20 protein-coding genes, 2 tRNA genes, 2 other RNA genes and 1 riboswitch are annotated in these 21,179 nt (G+C 39.4%); of the genes, 21 read left to right on the top strand and 3 right to left on the bottom strand.

The annotated features are described in order from the left end of the window. The first annotated feature begins 199 nt into the window (after positions 1-199). The 7 genes from ACSU6B_RS03740 to queE all read left to right on the top strand — a co-directional run bounded on the left by ACSU6B_RS03740 (position 200) and on the right by queE (position 8,855). Positions 200-775, top strand: coding sequence for a hypothetical protein (locus ACSU6B_RS03740; RefSeq protein ID WP_410882860.1), 576 nt, complete (start codon positions 200-202; stop codon positions 773-775). Positions 776-910: 135 nt separating this feature from the next. Then, positions 911-1,969, top strand: coding sequence for a PrsW family intramembrane metalloprotease (locus ACSU6B_RS03735; RefSeq protein WP_215006518.1), 1,059 nt, complete (start codon positions 911-913; stop codon positions 1,967-1,969). Between the two features lie 368 nt (positions 1,970-2,337). Then, complete coding sequence (locus tag ACSU6B_RS03730; protein ID WP_410882858.1) at positions 2,338-5,520, top strand: glycoside hydrolase; 3,183 nt, start codon at positions 2,338-2,340, stop codon at positions 5,518-5,520. A gap of 191 nt (positions 5,521-5,711) precedes the next feature. Beyond that, a complete protein-coding gene (locus ACSU6B_RS03725) occupies positions 5,712-6,743 on the top strand; it encodes a LacI family DNA-binding transcriptional regulator (protein WP_410882856.1) in 1,032 nt (343 codons plus the stop codon). Between the two features lie 253 nt (positions 6,744-6,996). Beyond that, a complete protein-coding gene (queC, locus tag ACSU6B_RS03720) occupies positions 6,997-7,650 on the top strand; it encodes a 7-cyano-7-deazaguanine synthase QueC (protein WP_410883312.1) in 654 nt (217 codons plus the stop codon). Positions 7,651-7,653: 3 nt separating this feature from the next. After that, the gene (gene queD / locus ACSU6B_RS03715; RefSeq protein WP_410882854.1) at positions 7,654-8,130 is read left to right on the top strand and encodes a 6-carboxytetrahydropterin synthase QueD; all 477 of its coding nucleotides are present in this window, start codon (positions 7,654-7,656) and stop codon (positions 8,128-8,130) included. Further along, a complete protein-coding gene (gene queE / locus ACSU6B_RS03710; RefSeq protein WP_410882852.1) occupies positions 8,127-8,855 on the top strand; it encodes a 7-carboxy-7-deazaguanine synthase QueE in 729 nt (242 codons plus the stop codon). The genes queD and queE overlap by 4 nt, the downstream gene beginning before the upstream one ends. A 119-nt stretch (positions 8,856-8,974) precedes the next feature. Here queE and ACSU6B_RS03705 read toward each other — a convergent pair whose 3' ends face one another. Beyond that, complete coding sequence (locus tag ACSU6B_RS03705; protein ID WP_215007023.1) at positions 8,975-9,391, bottom strand: DUF1284 domain-containing protein; 417 nt, start codon at positions 9,389-9,391, stop codon at positions 8,975-8,977. A gap of 177 nt (positions 9,392-9,568) precedes the next feature. Next, positions 9,569-9,677, top strand: a riboswitch (TPP riboswitch). 120 nt (positions 9,678-9,797) lie between these two features. On the opposite strand from ACSU6B_RS03705, the gene ACSU6B_RS03700 reads away from it, so the two are divergent. The 11 genes from ACSU6B_RS03700 (at position 9,798) to ACSU6B_RS03650 (ending at position 16,315) form a co-directional block, all read left to right on the top strand. Continuing rightward, positions 9,798-10,436: a thiamine phosphate synthase gene (locus ACSU6B_RS03700; protein WP_410883310.1), complete on the top strand. Its 639-nt coding sequence runs from the start codon at positions 9,798-9,800 to the stop codon at positions 10,434-10,436. Further along, positions 10,420-11,550, top strand: coding sequence for a glycine oxidase ThiO (gene thiO / locus ACSU6B_RS03695; RefSeq protein WP_410882849.1), 1,131 nt, complete (start codon positions 10,420-10,422; stop codon positions 11,548-11,550). The genes ACSU6B_RS03700 and thiO overlap by 17 nt, the downstream gene beginning before the upstream one ends. Positions 11,551-11,560: 10 nt before the next feature. Further along, entirely contained in the window at positions 11,561-11,764 is a 204-nt protein-coding gene (thiS, locus tag ACSU6B_RS03690) for a sulfur carrier protein ThiS (protein WP_168243388.1), read from the top strand. Between the two features lies 1 nt (position 11,765). Beyond that, the gene (locus ACSU6B_RS03685) at positions 11,766-12,533 is read left to right on the top strand and encodes a thiazole synthase (RefSeq protein WP_410882847.1); all 768 of its coding nucleotides are present in this window, start codon (positions 11,766-11,768) and stop codon (positions 12,531-12,533) included. Further along, the gene (locus tag ACSU6B_RS03680) at positions 12,530-13,546 is read left to right on the top strand and encodes a thiazole biosynthesis adenylyltransferase ThiF (RefSeq protein ID WP_410882845.1); all 1,017 of its coding nucleotides are present in this window, start codon (positions 12,530-12,532) and stop codon (positions 13,544-13,546) included. The genes ACSU6B_RS03685 and ACSU6B_RS03680 overlap by 4 nt, the downstream gene beginning before the upstream one ends. A gap of 85 nt (positions 13,547-13,631) precedes the next feature. Next, a complete protein-coding gene (locus ACSU6B_RS03675) occupies positions 13,632-14,474 on the top strand; it encodes an aldo/keto reductase (RefSeq protein ID WP_410883308.1) in 843 nt (280 codons plus the stop codon). Positions 14,475-14,676: 202 nt separating this feature from the next. After that, a tRNA-Ser gene (locus tag ACSU6B_RS03670) sits at positions 14,677-14,767 on the top strand. Between the two features lie 9 nt (positions 14,768-14,776). Then, positions 14,777-15,139: a transfer-messenger RNA gene (gene ssrA / locus ACSU6B_RS03665) on the top strand. 66 nt (positions 15,140-15,205) lie between these two features. Further along, positions 15,206-15,277, top strand: a tRNA-Asn gene (locus ACSU6B_RS03660). Continuing rightward, positions 15,277-15,362: signal recognition particle sRNA small type (ffs, locus tag ACSU6B_RS03655), an RNA gene on the top strand. The genes ACSU6B_RS03660 and ffs overlap by 1 nt, the downstream gene beginning before the upstream one ends. A gap of 344 nt (positions 15,363-15,706) precedes the next feature. Continuing rightward, entirely contained in the window at positions 15,707-16,315 is a 609-nt protein-coding gene (locus ACSU6B_RS03650; RefSeq protein ID WP_410882844.1) for a DedA family protein, read from the top strand. Between the two features lie 470 nt (positions 16,316-16,785). On the opposite strand, the gene ACSU6B_RS03645 is transcribed toward ACSU6B_RS03650, so the two are convergent. Next, positions 16,786-16,869: a DUF5808 domain-containing protein gene (locus ACSU6B_RS03645; protein WP_410883306.1), complete on the bottom strand. Its 84-nt coding sequence runs from the start codon at positions 16,867-16,869 to the stop codon at positions 16,786-16,788. Positions 16,870-16,995: 126 nt separating this feature from the next. Between ACSU6B_RS03645 and ACSU6B_RS03640 the strand changes: the two genes are divergently transcribed. From ACSU6B_RS03640 to ACSU6B_RS03630, 3 genes are all read left to right on the top strand, one after another. Further along, positions 16,996-17,760, top strand: coding sequence for a sulfite exporter TauE/SafE family protein (locus ACSU6B_RS03640; RefSeq protein ID WP_410882843.1), 765 nt, complete (start codon positions 16,996-16,998; stop codon positions 17,758-17,760). 401 nt (positions 17,761-18,161) lie between these two features. After that, on the top strand, positions 18,162-18,974 hold the full coding sequence (locus tag ACSU6B_RS03635) for a protein phosphatase 2C domain-containing protein (protein WP_410882841.1): 813 nt from the start codon (positions 18,162-18,164) through the stop codon (positions 18,972-18,974). A gap of 15 nt (positions 18,975-18,989) precedes the next feature. Further along, complete coding sequence (locus tag ACSU6B_RS03630) at positions 18,990-19,487, top strand: peptidoglycan recognition protein family protein (protein WP_410882839.1); 498 nt, start codon at positions 18,990-18,992, stop codon at positions 19,485-19,487. 211 nt (positions 19,488-19,698) lie between these two features. On the opposite strand, the gene ACSU6B_RS03625 is transcribed toward ACSU6B_RS03630, so the two are convergent. After that, positions 19,699-21,075 carry a cation:proton antiporter gene (locus ACSU6B_RS03625; protein ID WP_410882837.1) on the bottom strand — a complete coding sequence of 459 codons (1,377 nt, stop codon included), beginning with the start codon at positions 21,073-21,075 and terminating at the stop codon, positions 19,699-19,701. Positions 21,076-21,179: the final 104 nt, after the last annotated feature.

Raw genomic sequence — 21,179 nt, 5'->3', positions numbered from 1 at the left:
CAAATTCCGATATCAGAGGAGCTGCATTTTCGAATACACGACAAATTATTCATTCTATTATGGGACTATATAATTAAAAATCCTGAAAGGTGAGGAATTTTGGAAGAATTAGCAGGATTTTTGATTTTAATAAAGGAATATATTATATAATTTCGAATTATTCATTAATTTTATCAAGATATGAAAGAGGGTATACGATATGATTGAAAATTTCTTTGCTGATTATAAAAACTATATTGTTGTACCGGAAGATGAAAGGCAAGTTGGAAATGAAGTATTTGATCCCAAACATTTTGAAGCCTATTATATACTAACACTGTCCATTTTTGATTCCCGTTTATCGACTTGGAAAGATGCAAGTAAATTTGAAATTGATGTTGAAAAAAGTATCAAAATAGTTCTGAGGGATTTCAATCAAATAGAGCGGCAGAAGTACCATCTTCAATTACTAGAATTTGATAAGTATAAAAACTATTTTATCTTGGCCCTTTCTTCTAAAACAAAATTTAATCCAGGGGAAGAAAAGGATCGTATTAATGAGCTCATTGATAAAAAAGTAACGAATCCATTTTATGTTGGGCAAAATTGGTTCAACCTCATTGGTGATAAAGGCAGAGTTGCCCGTAAACTCTTTTGCTGCTCCTTTAAGGAATATATGGCCCAGGACCAAAACCATTTAAAAAGGGAAGAAAAGTATGAAAACATCAGTGAATTCATCCCTAAAAAAGGAGAAATGAAGCTGATTAAAAGCTCGTTGAAAAAGGATATTCTCTAACTGCACAGGTAACCGGTGACTTGCCTTGGCAGGTCAGCGGATTTTTTTGGATAGAACGTGTATTCAAATAATTTACCTATTATTGGGCATCCTCTATTTGAGGATGTTTTTGCTAACCAAGAGGGGTGAAGTTTTTTGAAATGCCCGCAATGCGTTTATACCAATCCAGATGGTGTGAAATTCTGCTTAAGCTGCGGAGAAAAGTTTATTAAAAATAACACACAAGAGAATGAAAATAGCTTTTTTTATGAGTTTGCCCATTACGTAGATATGGTCCCAAGATTCCAACGATCGATTGAACCAAAATTTCAAAACATATTTTCGCGTGTTTTCCATAATCATAGCGAACTGGAAGCGGACCGGCTGTTTATCGTAGGAACTGCGCTTACTACACCAAAAATTTCGGAAGTGAAGGACACCTGGCCAAAACCATGGCTTTTTGCAAGGGTATTCATCATTTCACTTCTTGCCTTCGCAGGATTTTACATTGGTGTGAGCTATTTTAGAAATGTGAACTTTATACCCGGACTCATTATTGTTGGTGCTTTTGCTGTTCCGTTTACAACGTTAATCTTCTTCTGGGAGATGAATGCTCCGCAAAATATTGCCTTTTATCGAGTGATATACGTCGTGATGATCGGTGGGATTCTCTCCATGTTAGTCGCACTCGTGTTTTTCGATATTCTGAAAAACATTATTAATCCGATTACGATTGGAATTGCAGAGGAGCTCGCCAAAGCAATAACGGTGATTACGTTTGTTCGATACCGAAAATACAGATATATTTTAAACGGCCTTCTCATCGGTGCAGCAGTCGGAGCGGGTTTTGCAGCGTTTGAAACAGCTGGGTATGCTCTAAGGGCACTGCTTTCTGGAGATGGTGCAACTCTCTACAACACGATCCTATGGCGAGGGATCTTTGCTCCTGGCGGACATATTGCATGGGCTGCTCTGACTGGTGCAGCATTCTGCAGAGTACAAGGGGACGAGCCATTTAAATTTAACATGCTATTCCGCTTTAGGTTTTTACGGGTCTTTATCTTAGTGGTTTTGATGCATGCATTATGGGACACCCCTATAACAGGAATGTTCCCCTTCGGACAGATTTTTCTAATGCTTGCTTCATGGGTAGTTGTCTTCCTGCTCATCCGTGCTGGCCTTAAGGAGATTGGAGAAAGAAAAATAAATGTTTAAGGAGCAGAGGAGAGTTCTTCTGTTTCTTTTTCTTATATTAAGCAAATGTCTTTGGAGTCCCTAAGTCCTATTTTATATAGGAACAATGAACCGAAATTTTCCTTTCGTATTGACAGCATCCAGGGTAAATTTTATATTAATACTCAAGATAAGTATTCAGAATTAACAGATATCTTTTTATATAGAAACCGGTTTCTATGTAAAAAAATAACAGCACGTATCCTTATTTAAAATTTATTCATACAAAACTACTTGATATATTTTTTTTCGCTATTATAGAAACCGGTTTCTATACCAATAACCATTTGGGAGGTGATCATAAACGTAACTGTCTTAATCTAGGAAAATAGTAAAAGGGGGATACAAACATGGCAAAAGATAATTTTAAACAAATGGCTAAAAAGGTTTTAACATGCGGCTCGGCCGCTGCCCTTACTTTTAGTCTGCTCGCATCTGCCGCACCTAAGGGATCTGCCGCTGAAGTAAATCCATCGAGCACAGTAACAGAAACGGTGAAATTAGATCCAAGCTACCAACAGTCACCATTTGATGGTTGGGGAACGGCCCTTGTATGGTTTGCCAATATTACGGGCGGCTGGCCCGATGAAATCAAAAACCAAGTAGCTGATGCCCTTTATGGCAAGGATGGACTTAATTTTAATATTGCTCGTTATAATATAGGCGGTGGTGATTCACCAGAAACCACTCCATACATGCGTCTTGGCGGAGCAGTCCCAGGTTATTGGAATCGGCCTGCTGAATTTGGTCCGCCAAATGGAAACACAGAAGGCTGGACAGAGCAGACAAATTGGTGGGACCCAAAAAATCCTGACCATTGGAATTGGAACGCTGATGCCAATCAACGCTGGTGGCTGACGGCAGCTAAGTCTAGAGGAGCAGATACGTTTGAGGCCTTTTCGAACTCGGCACCATACTTTATGACTCAAAGTGGATACGTATCTGGAAACTGGGATTCAAATAAGGATAACCTGAAGCCTGATCAATACACGAATTTTGCCAGCTACTTAACAGGAGTTGTGGACCATTTACAGCAAGAAACAGGCATTCAATTTAAAACGCTTTCACCGGTAAATGAACCCAATACTAACTATTGGGGAGCCAAGGGCAGACAGGAAGGATCACACTGGGCACCGGCATCACAAGCGAAAATGATTAATGAGGTGAAAACACAATTAACCGAAAAAGGTTTGAATACCGTTGTCTCGGCAATGGACGAAACCAATCCATCAAAATTTCGATCCAATTGGGATGCCTACAATACGGAAACCCGAAATAATATTGGGCAGTTGAATGTACATACGTACGGAACGGGAGAAAGAAATGGTGCCAGAGATATTGCCAAGGGTGCGGGGAAAAAACTATGGATGTCGGAGGTTGACCTAAGTGTCGGCGGCCAGAATCATGAGGACATCAAGCCAGGGCTTGCTATATCGGAAAGAATCCAGGCGGATATCCAGCAGCTCGAGCCAGAAGCATGGGTGCTTTGGCAAGCAGTGGAAGATGAGGTAAACATGAGGCCTGAGCATGAAAATGGCAACTGGGGTCTGATTCAGGTTGATTTTGCCGCAAAGGATTTCAGCAATTTTAAAATATACAAAAATAAAAAATACTACGCAGTGGGCAACTACAGTAAATTTATCCGCCCTGGCGACCAGTTTATCAACACAAACAACCAAAATACTTTGGCCGCCATTGATACGAAAGATGACTCCGTTGTCGTCGTTTATACCAATTCATCTGCGGAACAAAAAGTAGTCGACTTTGACTTATCTGGATTTGAAACGATAAATGGTACAGCATCGGCAACGCCATATGTAACATCGGCCACCGATAATTTGCAGAAAAAGGAAGACATCAAGGTAAAGGATGAAAAATTAGCAGCGGTGGTTCCGGCACAATCGATTACAACATTCGTCGTATCCGGTGTTTCTGGAGTCAACAAGGACGACGGTTTCTTAAATAATCATGATAAATACAAAATTAGCAATCTAAATAGTGGAAAGGTCCTGGATATCACTCAGGATGGAAAGATAGTCCAAAAATCCTATGACCGCGATAAAGCGAGCCAGCAATGGAGCCTTCAAAAAGTGACCAATGGATATAGCTCCAAGGAATTATATAAAATCGTCGACACCAACAGTGGCAAAGTAATTGGTGTAGAAAATGGGTCCGCTGTGGAACAAACCTATCAAAACACTGTCAGCCAAAAGTGGATGTTATCCACCTCAGGCAATCAGCAATACACGTTCATTAACGCAGCAAACGGTCAGCTGCTGGAAGTTGGCGGCGCGTCAACAAAAGAAGATGCTGGTGTGGACGTCTGGTCAGCGAATGCTGGAAAGAATCAGAGTTGGAAAATCGACAAGTCCGGAATTGTAGAAATTGAGCCTGCCAATGTCGTTGTAACGAAGAAAAAAATCGCTCCGGAACTGCCACAGGAGATAACTGCTATTTACGGTGACGGGAAAAAAGTGCAAAAAGCGGTCCAATGGGAGCCGGTTGACCCTGATCAATATGACAGGGAAACCATTTTTACCGTGAAGGGCAAGGTAGAAGGAACGAACATGCCGGCAGTTGCCAATGTTACCGTCAGCAAAGTGGAAAGTGTCGAACCAATTAAAGTGAAAACTGTACCAGGTAAAGCGCCGGAACTGCCTGATTTTGTTCCTGCTAAACTTGAAATCGGTACAGAAGGAAACGTACATGTGAATTGGGAAACGATAGACCCAAGCAAGTATGAAACGCTTGCCAAATTTACCGTAAAAGGCTCGATTCCGTATAGTCCGGTTAAAGTAACTGCCAATGTGCAAGTCACCAAACCGGCATTGCAGAACATTGCCTTAAACCTTCCCGGCTCTGGACAAGAGTTTCCAAAGGCAATTGCTTCCTTTACAGGACAGTATGATAAAGCCGCAAATGTTAATGATGGTGATATCTCTTCCATTCGCTGGACGAATTGGGATCCAAACAGCTGGAGGTCAGAAGATTGGGTAGCAATTGATTTTGGGAGTGAAGATACGGTTTCTAAACTCGATTTCCATTTCTATGATGATGGGGGTGGAACGAGACCACCAGCATCCCTACAGCTTGAGTACTGGGATGGTACCGAATGGAAGGCCATCGACGGTACCCAATTAGCTGTGAATGCGAAAAAGGACTTAACGGTGAATTTTGCGCCAGTGATCACATCGAAGGTCCGAGTGGTGATGAAAGCGATGCCAAATACATGCATTGCGATTTCGGAAATTGAGGTATTTGGAAAAGGAGATGTCACGAAGGCTGAACCAAGCATTGGCGATAATGCAACGCTTGAGAGCATCTTAATCGATGGGAAGCCGTTAAAGGACTTCCAACCTGACCAATTTACTTATGATGTGATGGAAAAAGCATCGATATCTCCTGTTGTTACAGCAGTAACCAACGACCTATTTGCCTCTTATCAGGTATCTGAAGAAGAGGACGCTGCTGTGATCACTGTAGAATCGGAGGATGGGCTCCGGACTGAAACCTATACGGTTAAATTTAGATAATATAATTAGTCATAGTTGAGGATGCTGTAGTCCACAACTATGACTTTTATTGCCGTTTTTCCCCCCGCCTTCACGTTCACCCTATCGACTACCATTTTTCTATTAAAATAGATTACAATTGGAAGAAAGATACTTAAGATAAAACTGATTAATATATTTAGGGTTTATATCTCTAAGAAGGGGGGCTTCAGTTGGACAAAAAAACGTTTACCATCTATGATATTGCCGAAGCCACAAATGTATCTCCGGCAACTGTATCGCGGGTCCTAAATGGCAATTATCCAGTCAGCCAAAAAACAAAAGAGAAGGTGCTGGCGAAAATACAGGAATATAATTTTCAGCCAAACAGTATTGCTAGAAGTTTATCAAAAAAAGAAACAAAGATGATTGGGCTGATTTTGCCAGACATCACGAATCCATTCTTTTCAAGCTTCTGCATGGAATTGGAGAAATACGCTCAAAAAAAGGGATATACGATATTCTTATGTAATTCTATGAACGATAGCGGGATGGAGTCCGTTTACCTAAAGGTTCTCTCGGAACGCCAGGTCGAAGGGATCATCATGATGGGCGGCCGGATTAACAAATCGTTAACGGATGCGGAAGAGGCCTCTGAGGTGCAGGAGGTTATGAAAAAGATCCCTATTTTGATGATCAACGGAGAGATGGCCGGTGTCGATTGTTATAAAGTGAAATCCGATGAGCTGTTGGGTATGAAGATGATTGTCGAGCATTTAATCGAAATGGGGCACAAAAAAATTGGCTTGCTGGGAGGAAAGCAGGGGATCACTTCTACCGATATAAAAGTAGAAGGATTCAGGCAGCTCCTGATGGAAAATGGTCTGGTTTATCATCCTGAATGGCATATATACAGCGGTTTTTCAGTAGGAAGCGGTCAAAAGGCGATGAACAAGCTACTGGGAAACAAGGCAATGCCTACGGCCATTATTTGTATAAATGATATGATTGCCTCCGGAGCTTTAGTTGCGTGCAATCATCAAAATATCGACCCCAAGAAATTTGCCTTTGTAGGCTATGATGATTCGTTTGTCGCAGATATCTTGACGCCGAGCCTTACTTCCATAAACCATGATTACGAAAAACTTGGAACGGTGGCACTAGATTTAATTATTAACGCAAAAAATGAGCAAGAAGCACCGGAAGTTACAAAAGAAGTAACCATTGAACCCTTTCTCACCAAGAGGAACTCCACTGATTGGTGACTACCACGCTGCTGGCAGGAAGAATTATGCTGGTGACTTCGTAAATACTTCAAGTCATTGACTCTAAAAATGTCGACAAATAGGTGAAAAAATTGAAAAAATGGTTTATAATCATTTAGTCATTTAAAATTATATAGTTCGCATTTTGCGAAAGTGGTTCTAGCCCCCCACATTAAAAAAACTAAGATGAAGCAGCACTTCTATCTTGGGGTGCTGTTTTTTTCTATTTGAAAGGAAGTATTTGATATACATGTTGAAAAATGAAAAGGCAATTGTTGTGTTTAGTGGTGGACAAGACAGCACCACTTGTTTATTTTGGGCATTAAAGCAATTTAAAGAAGTAGAAGTAGTTACGTTTGATTACAATCAACGGCATAGTTTAGAAATTGAATGTGCCAAAAATATAGCCAATGAACTTGGCGTGAAACATCATATTTTAGATATGTCGTTATTAAATCAACTAGCCCCTAATGCGTTAACACGTTCAGATATTGAGGTGACTGATGGCGGCGAAGGGGAACTTCCGTCGACATTTGTGCCAGGCCGTAATCTGTTATTCCTAACCTTCGCAGGGGTTTTAGCACGTCAGATCGGTGCCAAGCATTTAGTCACTGGTGTTTGCGAAACAGATTTCAGCGGATACCCAGATTGTCGTGATATTTTTATCAAATCACTGAATGTCACTTTAAATCTATCGATGGATGATAATTTTGTCATTCATACGCCATTAATGTGGTTAAACAAAGCAGAAACATGGGCCATGGCAGATGAATTAGGTGCGTTTGAATTTGTTCGTGAAAAAACATTAACTTGCTATAATGGTGTGATTTCGGATGGATGTGGAGAGTGTCCAGCTTGCGTCTTAAGAAAAAGAGGGCTCGATGACTTTCTTAATGGGAGGTTTTAAACGATGGGTTTTAGAATCGTTGATAAACTTCAGAAGATAAATGAGGACATTCAACCTCATCAATTAAAATATCATTCAAAGCGTGTACTAGTGAGCAAGGAATTTACCTTTGATGCTTCACACCACTTGCATTGCTATGAAGGGAAATGCAAGAATTTGCACGGCCATACGTACAGAGTTATTTTTGGATTAAGTGGTTTTGTTGATGAACGCGGCTTAATGATCGACTTTGGCGATATTAAAGACATTTGGAAAAATGAAATCGAAATCTATCTTGATCATCAATACCTAAACGAAACCCTTCCATCGATGAATACAACAGCCGAAAACATGGTTGTCTGGATATATGAGAAAATGAAAGAAGCCTTAGCAAAAGAAGATCGTAGGGACCAATATCATGGAGCAAGAGTGGAATTTGTCCGTCTGTTTGAAACTCCAACAAGCTACGCAGAAGCGAGAAGGGAGTGGATGGAGGAATGAGTAAGATTCCTGTATTAGAAATTTTTGGCCCTACCATCCAAGGAGAGGGCATGGTCATTGGTCAAAAAACGATGTTTGTTCGGACGGCCGGCTGTGATTATTCATGCAGCTGGTGTGATTCTGCATTTACATGGGATGGCAGTGCCAAGGAGGATATTCAGCAAATGACCGCTGAAGAAATTTGGGATGAATTGAAAAGAGTCGGTGGGGACAATTTCTCGTTTGTGACGATCTCAGGGGGAAATCCGGCGCTGTTGAAAAACTTAGATGTGTTTATTGATTTATTAAAAGAAAAAGACATCAAAATTGGTATTGAAACACAAGGAAGCATATGGCAGGACTGGTTCTTAAACGTCAATGAACTGACCATTTCACCTAAGCCGCCGAGCTCCAACATGGTAACCAATTTTGAAATATTAGATTCTATTTTTCAAAATTTAAACGACAATGATTTTAAACATAAAGTAAGTCTAAAAGTAGTTATCTTTGATGAAACCGATCTTGAGTATGCGAAAAAGGTTCATAGCCGCTATGCGGATATTCCTTTTTATCTCCAGGTTGGGAACGATGATATTACGAATTTCAATAATAATGAATTGCTTCAAAAACTACTGTTGAAATATGAGTGGTTAGTCAATTGTGTGGTCGCTGACACTCAATTGAATGATGTAAAAGTATTACCACAATTACATGCGCTTCTTTGGGGAAATAAGCGGGGCGTGTAAGGACAGGGACCATGGAGGACCATGGGGACAGTTCTACTGGCTTTCTGGGACAAGGAAAGAGATTAAAAAAGGCCAAAAGAACCGTCCCTGTGGGCATGTGGGCATTGAATAGATGAAGCTTATTGAATTTTTCTTAAGCCCTTCCTATCATGAATCTCTCGAATACCTTCCTCGCAAACCCCGTAAGAACGCCAAGAACAAGTTTCACAGACAACTTGAATATCGGCGGGGATGACATGTTTTAGGATGCGGGACTCTATTTCCTCCCATCTAAGAATTTGTCCGATTTTAAGGTTCATTTTGTCTAAAATAACGGCATCTCTTTCATCGATCTGGTCGTCTTGGCAATGGTATTCACCTGAATTAGGGAACTTTTCACACAACTGATCTGGTCCCTTTACAAGCAGAATCAACGTTTTTGGGTTGTTTCTCAAGGTTTGATGCAAAAGCGTCATATTTTCCACGTATTCTTGGGAATAGCCCATTCCCCGATACCCTAGAAGGCAAAAAAGATGATGTCCTCGTAGCTTATACATTATTCTCCCCCTGTTTGTTTACTCCATTTAGATTTTAAAAGTAAACTATAATTGTAATTTAGTTAACATCTATAGGGTTTATTCTACCATAAATAAGAAAAACATTTGACATTTCTACCCGAAGTGTTAACATTATTCTTGCAGGGAAATCATTACATGAAAATTACATAAATGACGCAAATCCGCTAGAGGTGCCTTTTTAAAGGGCTGAGATTGAAGTACGACTTCGGGACTCTATGAACCTGATCTGGGTAATACCAGCGTAGGGAAGTGGAAAACGGGATATTTGAAGAACGTATGTTTCTATTTCGAATTTTCGACCACTTTCTTACTTAAAGAAAGTGGTTTTTTGTTTTTCACTTTAGGCCTTCGATCTTCGGAATCTGCTTAAAAGGGGGGAACGGGTATTTCAACTAGTATAAAAGATAAAGAGATACATATTATCTCCAATGGGAAAATGCCAATTGAACAGTTATGTGAAATTGTAAGCGAAATTCATCCATATATAACCGCGATTCATTTGCGGGAAAAACAAAAAACAGCCAAGGAACTTTTCCAGGCCGTCCAACGGTTAACAAATGAAAACATCCCACTATCAAAGATTATCATTAATGACCGAGTCGATGTTGCCTGCGTTACAAGGGCTAGAGGAGTTCAATTAGCCTTCCATAGTTTAGATACTGCGCTTGTGAAAGAAAACTTTCCTCAGTTTTTGCTCGGGAACTCCATCCACTCCTACGAGGAAGGACAACAAGCAAAAGAGAATGGTGCTGATTACGTGCTATTTGGCCATGTCTTTCCTTCGCAATCAAAACCGGGTAAGACCCCAAAAGGACTAAGGGAATTAGCAAGGCTCACCCAATTAGACATCCCGGTAATAGCCATCGGCGGGATCACACCTGAAAATACGGGGCAGGTACTTCAAGCAGGATCAAAAGGAATCGCAGTTATGTCAGGAGTTTTAGATGCTCCCGATCCACTAGCAGCAGTTAAGGCTTACCTAAATGTATTAAATGGAGATGAACAAAGTGGAAAATTCATTTGATGTGGCCATTATCGGTGGCGGAATTATCGGGTCCTCGATTGCCTATCAGCTTGCAAAAAGGGGAAGAAAAGTCGTCGTGATTGAGAAGGGACGAGTGGCTTGCCAAGCGTCCAGTGCGGCTGCCGGAATGCTGGCAGCACAAGCAGAGCTGGAACAAGACGGTCCCTTATTCCAGCTGGCTTTAAAAAGTCAAGCGATGTTTTCAACGCTCGCAAGTGAGTTATTTGAATATACAGGAATTGATATTGAGTATGTGAATAAAGGCATGGTGAAAATTGCCGAAACCGAAGAAATAGCACTCGAGGTAAAAAAACAGGTCTCCTTTCAAAAAAAATGGGATCCAACCATTACCTGGCTCGATGCAACAGAAGTACGTGTGCTGGAACCATCTCTTTCACCAAGTGTAGCTGGAGGGATGTATCTTCCCCGTGATGGGCATGTGCAACCAGCGAAGTTAACAAAAGCCTTTGCTAAATCCGCGGAACATTTTGGTGCCAAAATATGTGAAGAGACGGAGGTTCTTTCTTTTGTCTATGAAAACGGTCAAGTTAAAGGGGTAAACACCAGCAACGGCGTCATCCATTGTGAACAGGTGGTTGTTGCCACTGGAGCTTGGGCGGCGAAATTAATGCAAGAATCAGGAATCGATATTCCTGTGTATCCGGTTAAAGGAGAATGCTTTTCGATTAGAACAGAAAGGCCGATCATTAACTCGACCATTTTTTCCGACAAACGTTGTTATTTAGTACCCAAACAAAATGGGGAAATTTATATAGGTGCGACTGTGATTGAAAATACCTTTGATACCAAGGTAACTCCTGAAGGGATTGCTACATTGATAGAAAGAGCGACTCAATTAGTTCCACAGATTAAGGAGGCAGCATGGGAGCGAGTATGGGCTGGAGTCAGACCGCAGACAGGCGATGGAATCCCTTATATGGGCGAGCATCCAAGCTGGCGTGGGTTGTTCGTGGCAGCAGGCCATTTTCGAAATGGAATTTTATTAAGCCCGATTACAGGGGAACTAGTTGCGGACCTAGTGTCAGGTAGCTTACTAGATCAGGAACTACTCTCTGCTTTTCACCTAGAACGGCACAAAGAAACGGTTAGTTAGGAGGTATACCATGAAGGTAGTAGTTAATGGCGAGTGGATCCAATTACCCGACCATATCGTATCTGTTTCAGATGTTCTCAAACATCATGACATCCAAGATAAGGTCGTTGTTGTGGAAGTGAACGGTGAAATATTAACCAGGTTAGAGCACCAAAGTACGAGAATATCAGATAAAGATCGAATCGAAATAGTCCATTTTGTAGGAGGCGGTTGACATGTTAAAAATAGGTTCTTTATCCTTTCAATCTCGTTTGTTACTAGGTACGGGAAAGTATCCAAGCTTTGAAATCCAAAAGGCAGCAGTGGAAGTGTCGAAAGCAGAAATCCTCACGTTTGCGGTGAGACGAATGAATATTTTTGAACCAAGCCAGCCGAATTTTTTAGAACAGCTCGACACTCAAAAATATAAGCTTCTGCCTAATACTGCTGGAGCAAAAACAGCCGCAGAGGCGGTCCGGATCGCAAAACTAGCGAAAGCTTCAGGACTATGCGATATGATTAAAGTGGAAGTGATTGGCTGTGATCGCACCTTGCTTCCTGACCCGATTGAAACCCTTAAAGCAACGGAAGAATTAGTGAAGGAAGGATTTATTGTCCTCCCCTATACATCCGATGACGTGGTTTTAGCTCGAAAGCTCCAAGAAGTGGGCTGTCATGCGGTCATGCCTGGGGCCTCGCCCATTGGATCCGGTCAAGGGATCATCAATCCTGTTAATCTAGGCTTTATTATCGAGCAAGCGGTCGTACCTGTGATTGTGGATGCTGGTATTGGCTCCCCAGCTGATGCAGCATTGGCGATGGAATTAGGTGCTGATGGGGTGTTATTAAATACGGCTGTTTCAGCAGCAAACGATCCGGTCAAAATGGCTCGAGCCATGAGTTTAGCGATCGAAGCGGGACGATTAGGCTTTGAAGCCGGCCGAATCGAGAAAAAGAGATATGCGACAGCCAGCAGTCCCAAGGAAGGAATGAGTATCGGGTGAATCGCTACTCACGACAAGAACTATTTTCACCGATTGGGAAAGACGGACAGCAGCTAATTTCCATGAAACATGTACTTATCATCGGAATGGGAGCACTCGGTTCAGGAAGTGCCGAAGCCCTTGTCCGTGCTGGAGTAGGGAAACTAACCATTGTGGATCGGGATTATGTCGAATGGTCGAATTTACAGCGACAGCAGCTCTATGCTGAAGAAGATGCCAAAAACCGAATTCCCAAAGTCATCGCAGCCAAAAACCGCTTAACAGCGATTAACTCTTCGGTGCTGATTGAGGCAATCATTGGTGATGCCTCCGTCACCGAGCTTCTTGACTGGGCTCAAAATGTGGATCTGATGATTGATGCAACCGATAATTTCGAAACAAGAATGATCATGAATGATGTAGCACAAAAGGTGGGCATCCCTTGGATTTACGGGGCATGCGTGGGAAGCTACGGCATATCCTACACGATTATTCCAGAAAAAACACCTTGCCTTGCTTGCTTACTTGAAACCGTTCCGCTAGGCGGATTAACCTGTGACACAGCTGGAATTATTAGTCCAGCTGTAAACATGGTCGTTGCGTATCAAATAAGTGAAGCCTTGAAAATTTTGGTTGGCGATCTGGATTCTCTTCGGAGCAAACTCGTGTCTTTTGACTTGTGGAAAAATCAACATAGTACGATCAAGGTAGATAAATTGAAAAAAGAAGATTGTCCAACCTGTGGGAAAGAACGTTCCTTCCCCTATTTAGCTTTTGAAAATCAAACCAAGACAGCTGTCCTCTGTGGAAGAGATTCTGTTCAGATACGTCCTGCGCTTCCCGCCTTGCGTGACTTAGTAGCGTTAGAAAAATTATTGGCAAATCAAGGGGGAACAGTACAGAGAAATCCGTATCTATTATCATATACAGCGGATCCGCACCGATTAGTCATTTTTAAAGACGGAAGGGTGTTAGTCCACGGAACCAAGGATATTTCCGAAGCAAAGGCACTATACCATCGATACTTAGGGTAATGAAAACCATTGGAGAAGAAGTCTTTCCATGAAATGTTACCAAAATTATGATAAACTTGATAATTATGGAATGGAGTGATTAATGATGGATAAATCAATTCCAGAAATTACACTTAATGATGGGCTTACTTTGCCAGTAATCGGTTTGGGTACATATAAGCTAAGAGGGAATGATGGTGTTCATTCGATCTTAAGTGCAATTGATATGGGATATAGACTAATAGATGCTGCTTATAATTATGAAAATGAAGGCACGGTTGGGGAGGCTATTAGACGCAGTTCTGTTCCAAGAGTAAAATTAAAGATTACATCGAAACTGCCCGGTCGCTATCAAACCTATGGCAGGGCGGTTGCGACCATTCAAGAATCGTTATTTCGAGCAAATCTAGATTATTATGATTTATATCTCATTCATTGGCCAAATCCTAAACAGGATATATATTTGGAAGCTTGGGAAGCATTAATTGATGCTAAAAAATGGGGGCTTATTCGTTCGATCGGTGTCTGTAATTTCTTACCTGAACATATAGAGCGTTTAGAAAAAGAAACAGGTGTGAAACCTAGCATTAACCAAATCGAATTACACCCATTATTCAATCAAGCACCACAAAGAAAATGGCATGAAGAAAATAACATTACAACGGAATCCTGGAGCCCAATAGCTCGAGCAAATGAAGTTTTCCAAAATGATACCCTTCAACAGATTGCCGATCATCATAACAAGTCTATTTCACAAATTATTTTACGTTGGCACTATCAACTTGGGGCCATTGCCATTCCTAAATCATCATCTCCTGCAAGGCAGCTTGAAAATATATCTATTTTTGATTTCTCCTTAGATGAAATAGAAATGAGTATCATTTCAGGATTAACTCGCCCTGATGGCAGAATAAACAACCAAGATACTGCAGAATACGAAGAATTTTAAACCGTATGAACTTGCGGCCTCATCCAATCATAAGAGAGGCCTTATTTTTTTAAAACAAATATTCTAATATATGTTAACCAAAAGTTCTAATGATGTAACTAGTACTTTTGAACTACCAAAATTTACAGCTATCATCCATTTAGCAGACATGATATATTTCTCTTGTAAGTTCTTAACGGAACTGACGGTAAGCTTTTATTACAGAGAAGTACTCAAGTGGCTGAAGAGGCGCCCCTGCTAAGGGTGTAGGTCGGGTAACCGGCGCGAGGGTTCAAATCCCTTCTTCTCTGCCATTATATAATGGGGATGTCTAGGTATCGACAGGGATAGTTTGAGCTTATATGGCGAGTCGAGGGAATCGTCCTCGTAAAAACGATAAAGCCTTATAACTGGCAAACAAAACAACAACTTCGCTTTCGCTGCCTAATAACAGACGATAGCGGTTCCTCCCTCCATCGTCCATGTGGTAGGGTAAGGGACTTATGATAAGTGGACTACGCCGAATTCCACCGTCTGAGGATGAAGGAAGAGACTAACCAGACTAACTGCTTCAATGCCTGTCAGTAGGCTAACGAAGTAAGTGAAATCAATTCTACTGACTACACTCGTAGAAGTATAAGTGCCAATATCTTTGCACACGGGTTCAACTCCCGTCATTTCCACTAAGCAACAAAAATATTTTGAATTAGATTCATCATCCGATGATCAAGTAAATAGGAAGTTAGAAATTTTCCGCAGTAGCTCAGTGGTAGAGCTATCGGCTGTTAACCGATCGGTCGTAGGTTCGAGTCCTACCTGCGGAGTCATAGTCCAACAAGGACGCTAGGAAACTGGTCAGGGCGGGAACGCAGCAGCCATAACTAGTGAAATTGTGTGGGCTATTACATAGGACGATACAAAAACGCTAAAATATATCCTAAAAGTCACATCCAATTTTTATATATTGTTAAAAAATTTGTATATTGGTTTAAAAAGGGACTAGTATAACTAACAGGTGCGATGCTTTAATATAAAGCATCGTCTATTTTTGATTTAATGAACGAAACAGATTTTAAAGAATTGTACTTAAAGTAACGAGTACAAGAGTTGAAGACCAGCTGCATTAAGCGGCAGTTTATTTGAGCAAACTGTTAGAGTGGAAAGAAAGTACCTTCTTTTTTATTTATTAAAATACTTCTGATAATAAAAAAGTATAAGTGATTTTTAGAATTATCTTAAGGTGGAATGAGAAAATGCAGAATCATATTGCGTACCTTCTAGAACATTATGGGTACTTCGGAATAACCTTCGCCTTAATCGGTGGTATTGTTGGACTTCCTATACCCGATGAGGTTCTTCTTACATATATTGGTTACAATGTGTTTCAGGGAAAATTATCATACATAATGCCAATAGTAAGTGCCTTTGTAGGGGCCATGGGGGGGATTTCGCTTAGTTACCTCATCGGTTACAAATTTGGATTGCCTTTATTAGAAAAGTTTGGACCAAAAATTCACATTACTGAGCAAAAAATTAATAGAACAAAGAAATTATTCAGGAAATTCGGACCTTATCTTTTATTACTTGGTTATTTTATTCCTGGGGTTCGTCATCTTACAGCATATATAGCTGCTGTCAATCTCTTCCCCTTTAGAAAATTTGCGGTTTACGCTTTTACGGGTGCATTAATATGGAGTATTACTTTTATCACACTAGGAAGAATATTAGGGGAAAATTGGACTAGTGTGGAACTATATATATCGACATATAGTATTTATTTAATTACGAGCTTATTGGTCCTTTCAATATTGATTTATTTTTTATGGAGGAGAAGAAAATTATTAAAAAGGGATATTTCATAAAAGTGGCTTCCTTTAAAAACTAAAACTAAATAAGGAGTTATTTCTTATGGGGAGGTTAATTATCAAACTCATTGTTTGTCCACTAACGATAATTAATTTCTTCTGTAATTTTTACAAAACTGTTAATTGTAATGCTTTTTTTCAACCTAAATATATTGGCACTTATACTTCTACGAGTGTAGTCAGTAGAATTGATTTCACTTACTTCTTTAGCCTACTGACAGGCGTTGAAGCAGCTAGTCTGGTTAGTCTCTTCCTTCATCCTCAGACGGTGGACTGGTCAGGGCGGGAACGCAGCAGCCATAACTAGTAAAATTGTGTGGGCTATTACATAGGACAAAATAAAATCGCTAAAAGATACCCTAAAACTCACCTCCAATAAACGGATGTGACTTTTTTTATTTCTAAGAAATTTATCCCTATAAATATCGAAACATGATGATTGTTACTAATGGTACTAAAACGATGATCTAACCGATAGAGTTGCCAAAATTAAGGGTACAGCCAACGCCGAATCTCTTTTCAACAATGATGGAGGGATCATTTTTTGAAATAAATATGCTTTTGAAATAACCGGGTAGAAAACTCTCAGAATCTAATAAATATTTTGTTATTTACAGGATTCATATAAATGTATATAATCCCTATATAAATACTTGGAATTGTTGGGGCGTGAGCATATGAGTATAGGGATTACATTGATGGGTTTACTTGTAGGTTTTTTGGTAGGGTTAACTGGTGTAGGAGGAGCAGCACTGCTAACCCCCGTATTAATTCTAATAGGGGTAAATCCTTCAATTGCTGTAGGTACAGACCTTGTATATAACTCAATTACGAAATTCTTCGGACTTTTTCAACATTGGAGACAAAAAACAGTCAATTTACAGATGGTTAAGTTATTAGCGATAGGAAGTATTCCTAGTGCGGTGGTAGCGATTGGTTCCCTTCATTATTTTGAAGCTTATTACCATAATCAAGAACAGATTATTAGGCATTCCCTCGGATACATCCTGATAGTTGTTTCACTGGCTATCATTATCAGAACCTTTGTGGAGAAAAAATTAAGACCGAATCGTTGGCAATTAAAACCTTTGAAAGAAAAGAAAATGCTCACCATTTTAATTGGCTGCCTTTTTGGGTTTATTGTCGGATTAACTTCTTTAGGCTCAGGTTCATTATTCGCTGTGGCAATGATTTATCTGTATCAAATGAAGACATCAGAAATGGTTGGCACTGATATTACTCATGCGTTTCTTTTGGTAACCGTTGCAGGATTGCTACATATTGGTTATGGAAATGTTAACTATATGCTAGTTGGTAATTTACTCATTGGCTCCATTCCAGGCGTATTAATCGGTAGCAGCATTTCTGCTAAGGTTCCAACAAGACCGCTGCGTACGGTTGTTGCTGTATTGATCTTTGTAAGTGGACTAAAGCTAATCTAGGATTTGCATGGATAAACCTAAAATGAAATTTTAAGAGAAATTCAGCATTTATATAAAGTGTACCCGATGTAAGTGGAATTCTAAAAAAGGTTATGCCACATGGAGAAGATGATTTCTGTATTCAACGAGAGCACTGAAAAAGTCCAATAGTTATAAAAGGCAGTTGAAAGTTCAATTGAATCGAACTTTCAACTGCCTTTTTATTTTATAATTAATAATATTAATTGTATGTAGTTGATTTCCAAAATGATTTCAAACAAAGTGTGTTTGTGAAGGGGGCAGCACCTTATTTAAAGAAACAGAAAATTATTAACAATAAATTTTCTCATTAAATCATATAATGTCTTTAATTAATTAATCGATTTTCTGTTAATTTTGAAAAAAAAGAAGGTGGACAACCAATGAAAGTTGAATCTTTTTTATGTGCTGCCACTCATAAAAGTGTAAGTGAAGATTCAATCGTATTAAATGAAAAGATAAATGTCTATGGGGTTTTTGATGGGGCAACTCCATTATTGCCATTCAAAGATGAAAACGGAAGGAACGGTGCATATTTAGCATCAAATATATTTAAAGATTATTTCTTTAGACTCTACCGAAGTAACCTTTCATTAGTTGAAGGAGTCATGGCTGCTAATAGAATGTTGAGAGCACGCATGGAAAAATACAAGGTGAATCAGGAAAAATATGAAAATCTTTGGTCAACATGTGCTGCAATTATAAAGATTGAAAAAGACGGAAAGATTTCTTATGCTCAGCTTGGTGATTGTATGATCATTGCTGAGTATCAAAACGGAACCATAAATGCCTTAACAAGGGATACTGTAAAAGATATAAGTTATAGAGCGAAGGCATGGCGTGAAGAACAAAGAAAGCAAGGAATTAAAATTCCAGATGAGGAGTATTATCAGGATCGTACTCAACAGCTTATCTTTAATCGTTCATTAGCTAATAAGGAATATGGTTACTCTGTAGCTAATGGAAAAAAAGAAGTTTTCAATTTTATTCAGCATGGTCAAGTAAATATCAGTGAAATCAAAACATTATTAATGATAACAGATGGCCTTTTTCATCCAAACTATTCAATTGAAGAAACACTTAAACAGATACATACAATCGGTTTACAAGAATATTCTTATGTCTTAGAACAATATGAGAAAAGGAATTATCTTCGTACAGATGATAAGACGGGGATCATGATTAAGCTTATGTGATTAGGAGAAGCCTACATGAAAGTAGAACCGGTAAAGATTAAAGATATTAATTTATCGTTTAAAGAACCGCTTATTGCTTTAAAAGATGTCATGTACATCATTGTACACCATACAGAAGAAATAGGTTGGGATATTAAAAAGACGCATAGGTTTCATCAGGATCATCGTCGATGGAGTGGAATAGGGTACAATTTTTTTATTGAGGAAAATGGTGAAATTATTAAAGGAAGAGGATACCATGTTGGAGCACACGCATATTCATATAATGAAAAATCAATAGGTATTTGTATAGCTGGTAATTTTGATATTCATACTCCATCAATAGAGCAGCTAAAATCATTGAGTAAACTATGCATTTTCCTTTTACACCAATTTAATTTATCAACTACTCACATTCTGGGACATCGTGAATTAAAAGGGGTCACAAAAAGTTGTCCAGGTAAAAACTTTAATATGGGCCAATTCAGAGAATCTATTAAGATGCAGTGGCCAAATTATAAAGATAAAGAGTGAAGTTCAAACAAAACACATTATAAAGTTTATGCGGGTACCTTAAAAGAGAACAGATAATTCACATAAAAATGGCTTTGAGTTTTCTCTAAGCCATTTTTTTTAAATATTTATAAAAGTTCTTCATGTTCCAATTCAATAATTTCATAAAAATGGATGGGGTCCTATAAATCAAAAGGGTAATGCTGGATGTTTATTTAAGATTTTAATCTCGTTATGAAAGGGTATTGTTTAAACGTTTTTTTCGGGTTTCATGGTCAATTTGAATCTGTTTTTGTAAATCGATTATATCATTTTTGTTATAGGATTTTTCTGGAAGCAGCCCTTCATCCCCCGGCATAAATATCCAGCCTTTATTTAAGACAAAACGAAGCCATGAACCTGCCATCCACGATGTTATTAGGGATAGCATTACAAGAATCCCAAAGAAATCCTGGTTAATAATTCCTGCTGAAAAAGCAACGGTTGACAAAACAATTCCCGGGCCACCTCTAGCGTTCATTGCCATCGCAAAGTTCATACTTGTTAAAAAATTTTGACGAATAATCTTACAGGCAAAAAACACAATAATGGATTGAGTGAGAGTAGCAAATATCAAATATTTGAGAAAAAAAAGTGTTTGGAAATTTTTTGCAAGATTTAAATTTAAACCAACGACAGCAAAGTATACAGGAATAAACCAAGAAAATGAAATGTGTACAACCGACTGTTTCAAACGCTCAAACAACGTTGAAGGTAAAGTTAATTTTGCTCCAATTCCAGCTAACAGAGCCCCAAAAATGGTTTCTACATGTAGATAACCTGCAATGGCGGAAACGACGAAAACGATAAATAAGAAATACCCAATATGTGAAGCTCTAAATAAGAAATTCCCTTTTCGAATCGTTAATTTCTTAAATAAAAGATAGAGAGCAAACATGGTAACGATAACAAACGCTGTCGTAATGCCGATACTTTTAAAAACTGCACTAACTGTAACAGGCCCGCCATGCTCGGCAACCGCTGTAGCTATTCCAAGAGCCCCCCAAAGGAAAGTATCATGGACTCCTGCAATTGCTACTACCAGTTTTGCAAACCTTGAATGCATAATTCCTAAGTCATGAAAAATCTTTGAAATGACCGGAATTGAGGTTACTGAAACTGAAATCCCGATGACGATTTTGATTGCAAAATTACTATTAGCCGGACCAAGAAATTGTTTGAAATCAAGTAAATAAGTAGCAAGCCACCCAAGGGCAAACGGGAGAATAGTAGATGCAAGCACAATCACCGTTACGATTTTCCCGTCGCCTCTTTTTAATTTTGTATGCATATTTAACCCCGAACAGAACATGAGTAAAGTTAGACCGATTTGGTACATAAGTCCAAACATTCGATCTTCCTGTGGAAAACCAGCAAACAGCCAAGTAAAGGCATGGGGAAAAAAGTACCCAAGTATTGTTGGCCCTAAAACAAGTCCTGCTGAGACTTCGCCGATGACCCTTGGCACCATTAACCTCTCAGCCAAATAGCCCAGTAAATGTGCCAAACCTAACAAAACAGACATTGCTAACAAAAAATGACTAAGATCGATAGAACTAAAGTTAAACATTGGCCCCCTCCTTTTTTCAATATCCTATGTCCCTTCCTATAAATAGCTCGGGCTAATAACATGGACAAAGGAAATATTCTAAGGGAAAAACCATATGCAAAATG

The organism is Neobacillus sp. C211 (assembly GCF_051842875.1).
In the GTDB taxonomy this organism is placed as follows: Bacteria; Bacillota; Bacilli; order Bacillales; family Cytobacillaceae; genus Neobacillus.
The sequence above is the reverse complement of the archived record's forward strand: the minus strand, read 5'-3'. Positions and strand labels throughout refer to the sequence as shown.

What these genes read in the sequence shown, in the direction of transcription:
- ACSU6B_RS03740 (WP_410882860.1), top strand. Translation starts at nt 200, where the DNA reads ATGATTGAAAATTTCTTTGCTGATTATAAAAACTATATTGTTGTACCG.
- ACSU6B_RS03640 (WP_410882843.1), top strand. Translation starts at nt 16,996, where the DNA reads ATGAGTATAGGGATTACATTGATGGGTTTACTTGTAGGTTTTTTGGTA.
- queE (WP_410882852.1), top strand. Translation starts at nt 8,127, where the DNA reads ATGAGTAAGATTCCTGTATTAGAAATTTTTGGCCCTACCATCCAAGGA.
- ACSU6B_RS03730 (WP_410882858.1), top strand. Translation starts at nt 2,338, where the DNA reads ATGGCAAAAGATAATTTTAAACAAATGGCTAAAAAGGTTTTAACATGC.
- ACSU6B_RS03675 (WP_410883308.1), top strand. Translation starts at nt 13,632, where the DNA reads ATGGATAAATCAATTCCAGAAATTACACTTAATGATGGGCTTACTTTG.
- ACSU6B_RS03630 (WP_410882839.1), top strand. Translation starts at nt 18,990, where the DNA reads ATGAAAGTAGAACCGGTAAAGATTAAAGATATTAATTTATCGTTTAAA.
- ACSU6B_RS03685 (WP_410882847.1), top strand. Translation starts at nt 11,766, where the DNA reads ATGTTAAAAATAGGTTCTTTATCCTTTCAATCTCGTTTGTTACTAGGT.
- ACSU6B_RS03625 (WP_410882837.1), bottom strand. Translation starts at nt 21,075, where the DNA reads ATGTTTAACTTTAGTTCTATCGATCTTAGTCATTTTTTGTTAGCAATG.
- ACSU6B_RS03705 (WP_215007023.1), bottom strand. Translation starts at nt 9,391, where the DNA reads ATGTATAAGCTACGAGGACATCATCTTTTTTGCCTTCTAGGGTATCGG.
- thiS (WP_168243388.1), top strand. Translation starts at nt 11,561, where the DNA reads ATGAAGGTAGTAGTTAATGGCGAGTGGATCCAATTACCCGACCATATC.
- queD (WP_410882854.1), top strand. Translation starts at nt 7,654, where the DNA reads ATGGGTTTTAGAATCGTTGATAAACTTCAGAAGATAAATGAGGACATT.
- ACSU6B_RS03650 (WP_410882844.1), top strand. Translation starts at nt 15,707, where the DNA reads ATGCAGAATCATATTGCGTACCTTCTAGAACATTATGGGTACTTCGGA.
- ACSU6B_RS03635 (WP_410882841.1), top strand. Translation starts at nt 18,162, where the DNA reads ATGAAAGTTGAATCTTTTTTATGTGCTGCCACTCATAAAAGTGTAAGT.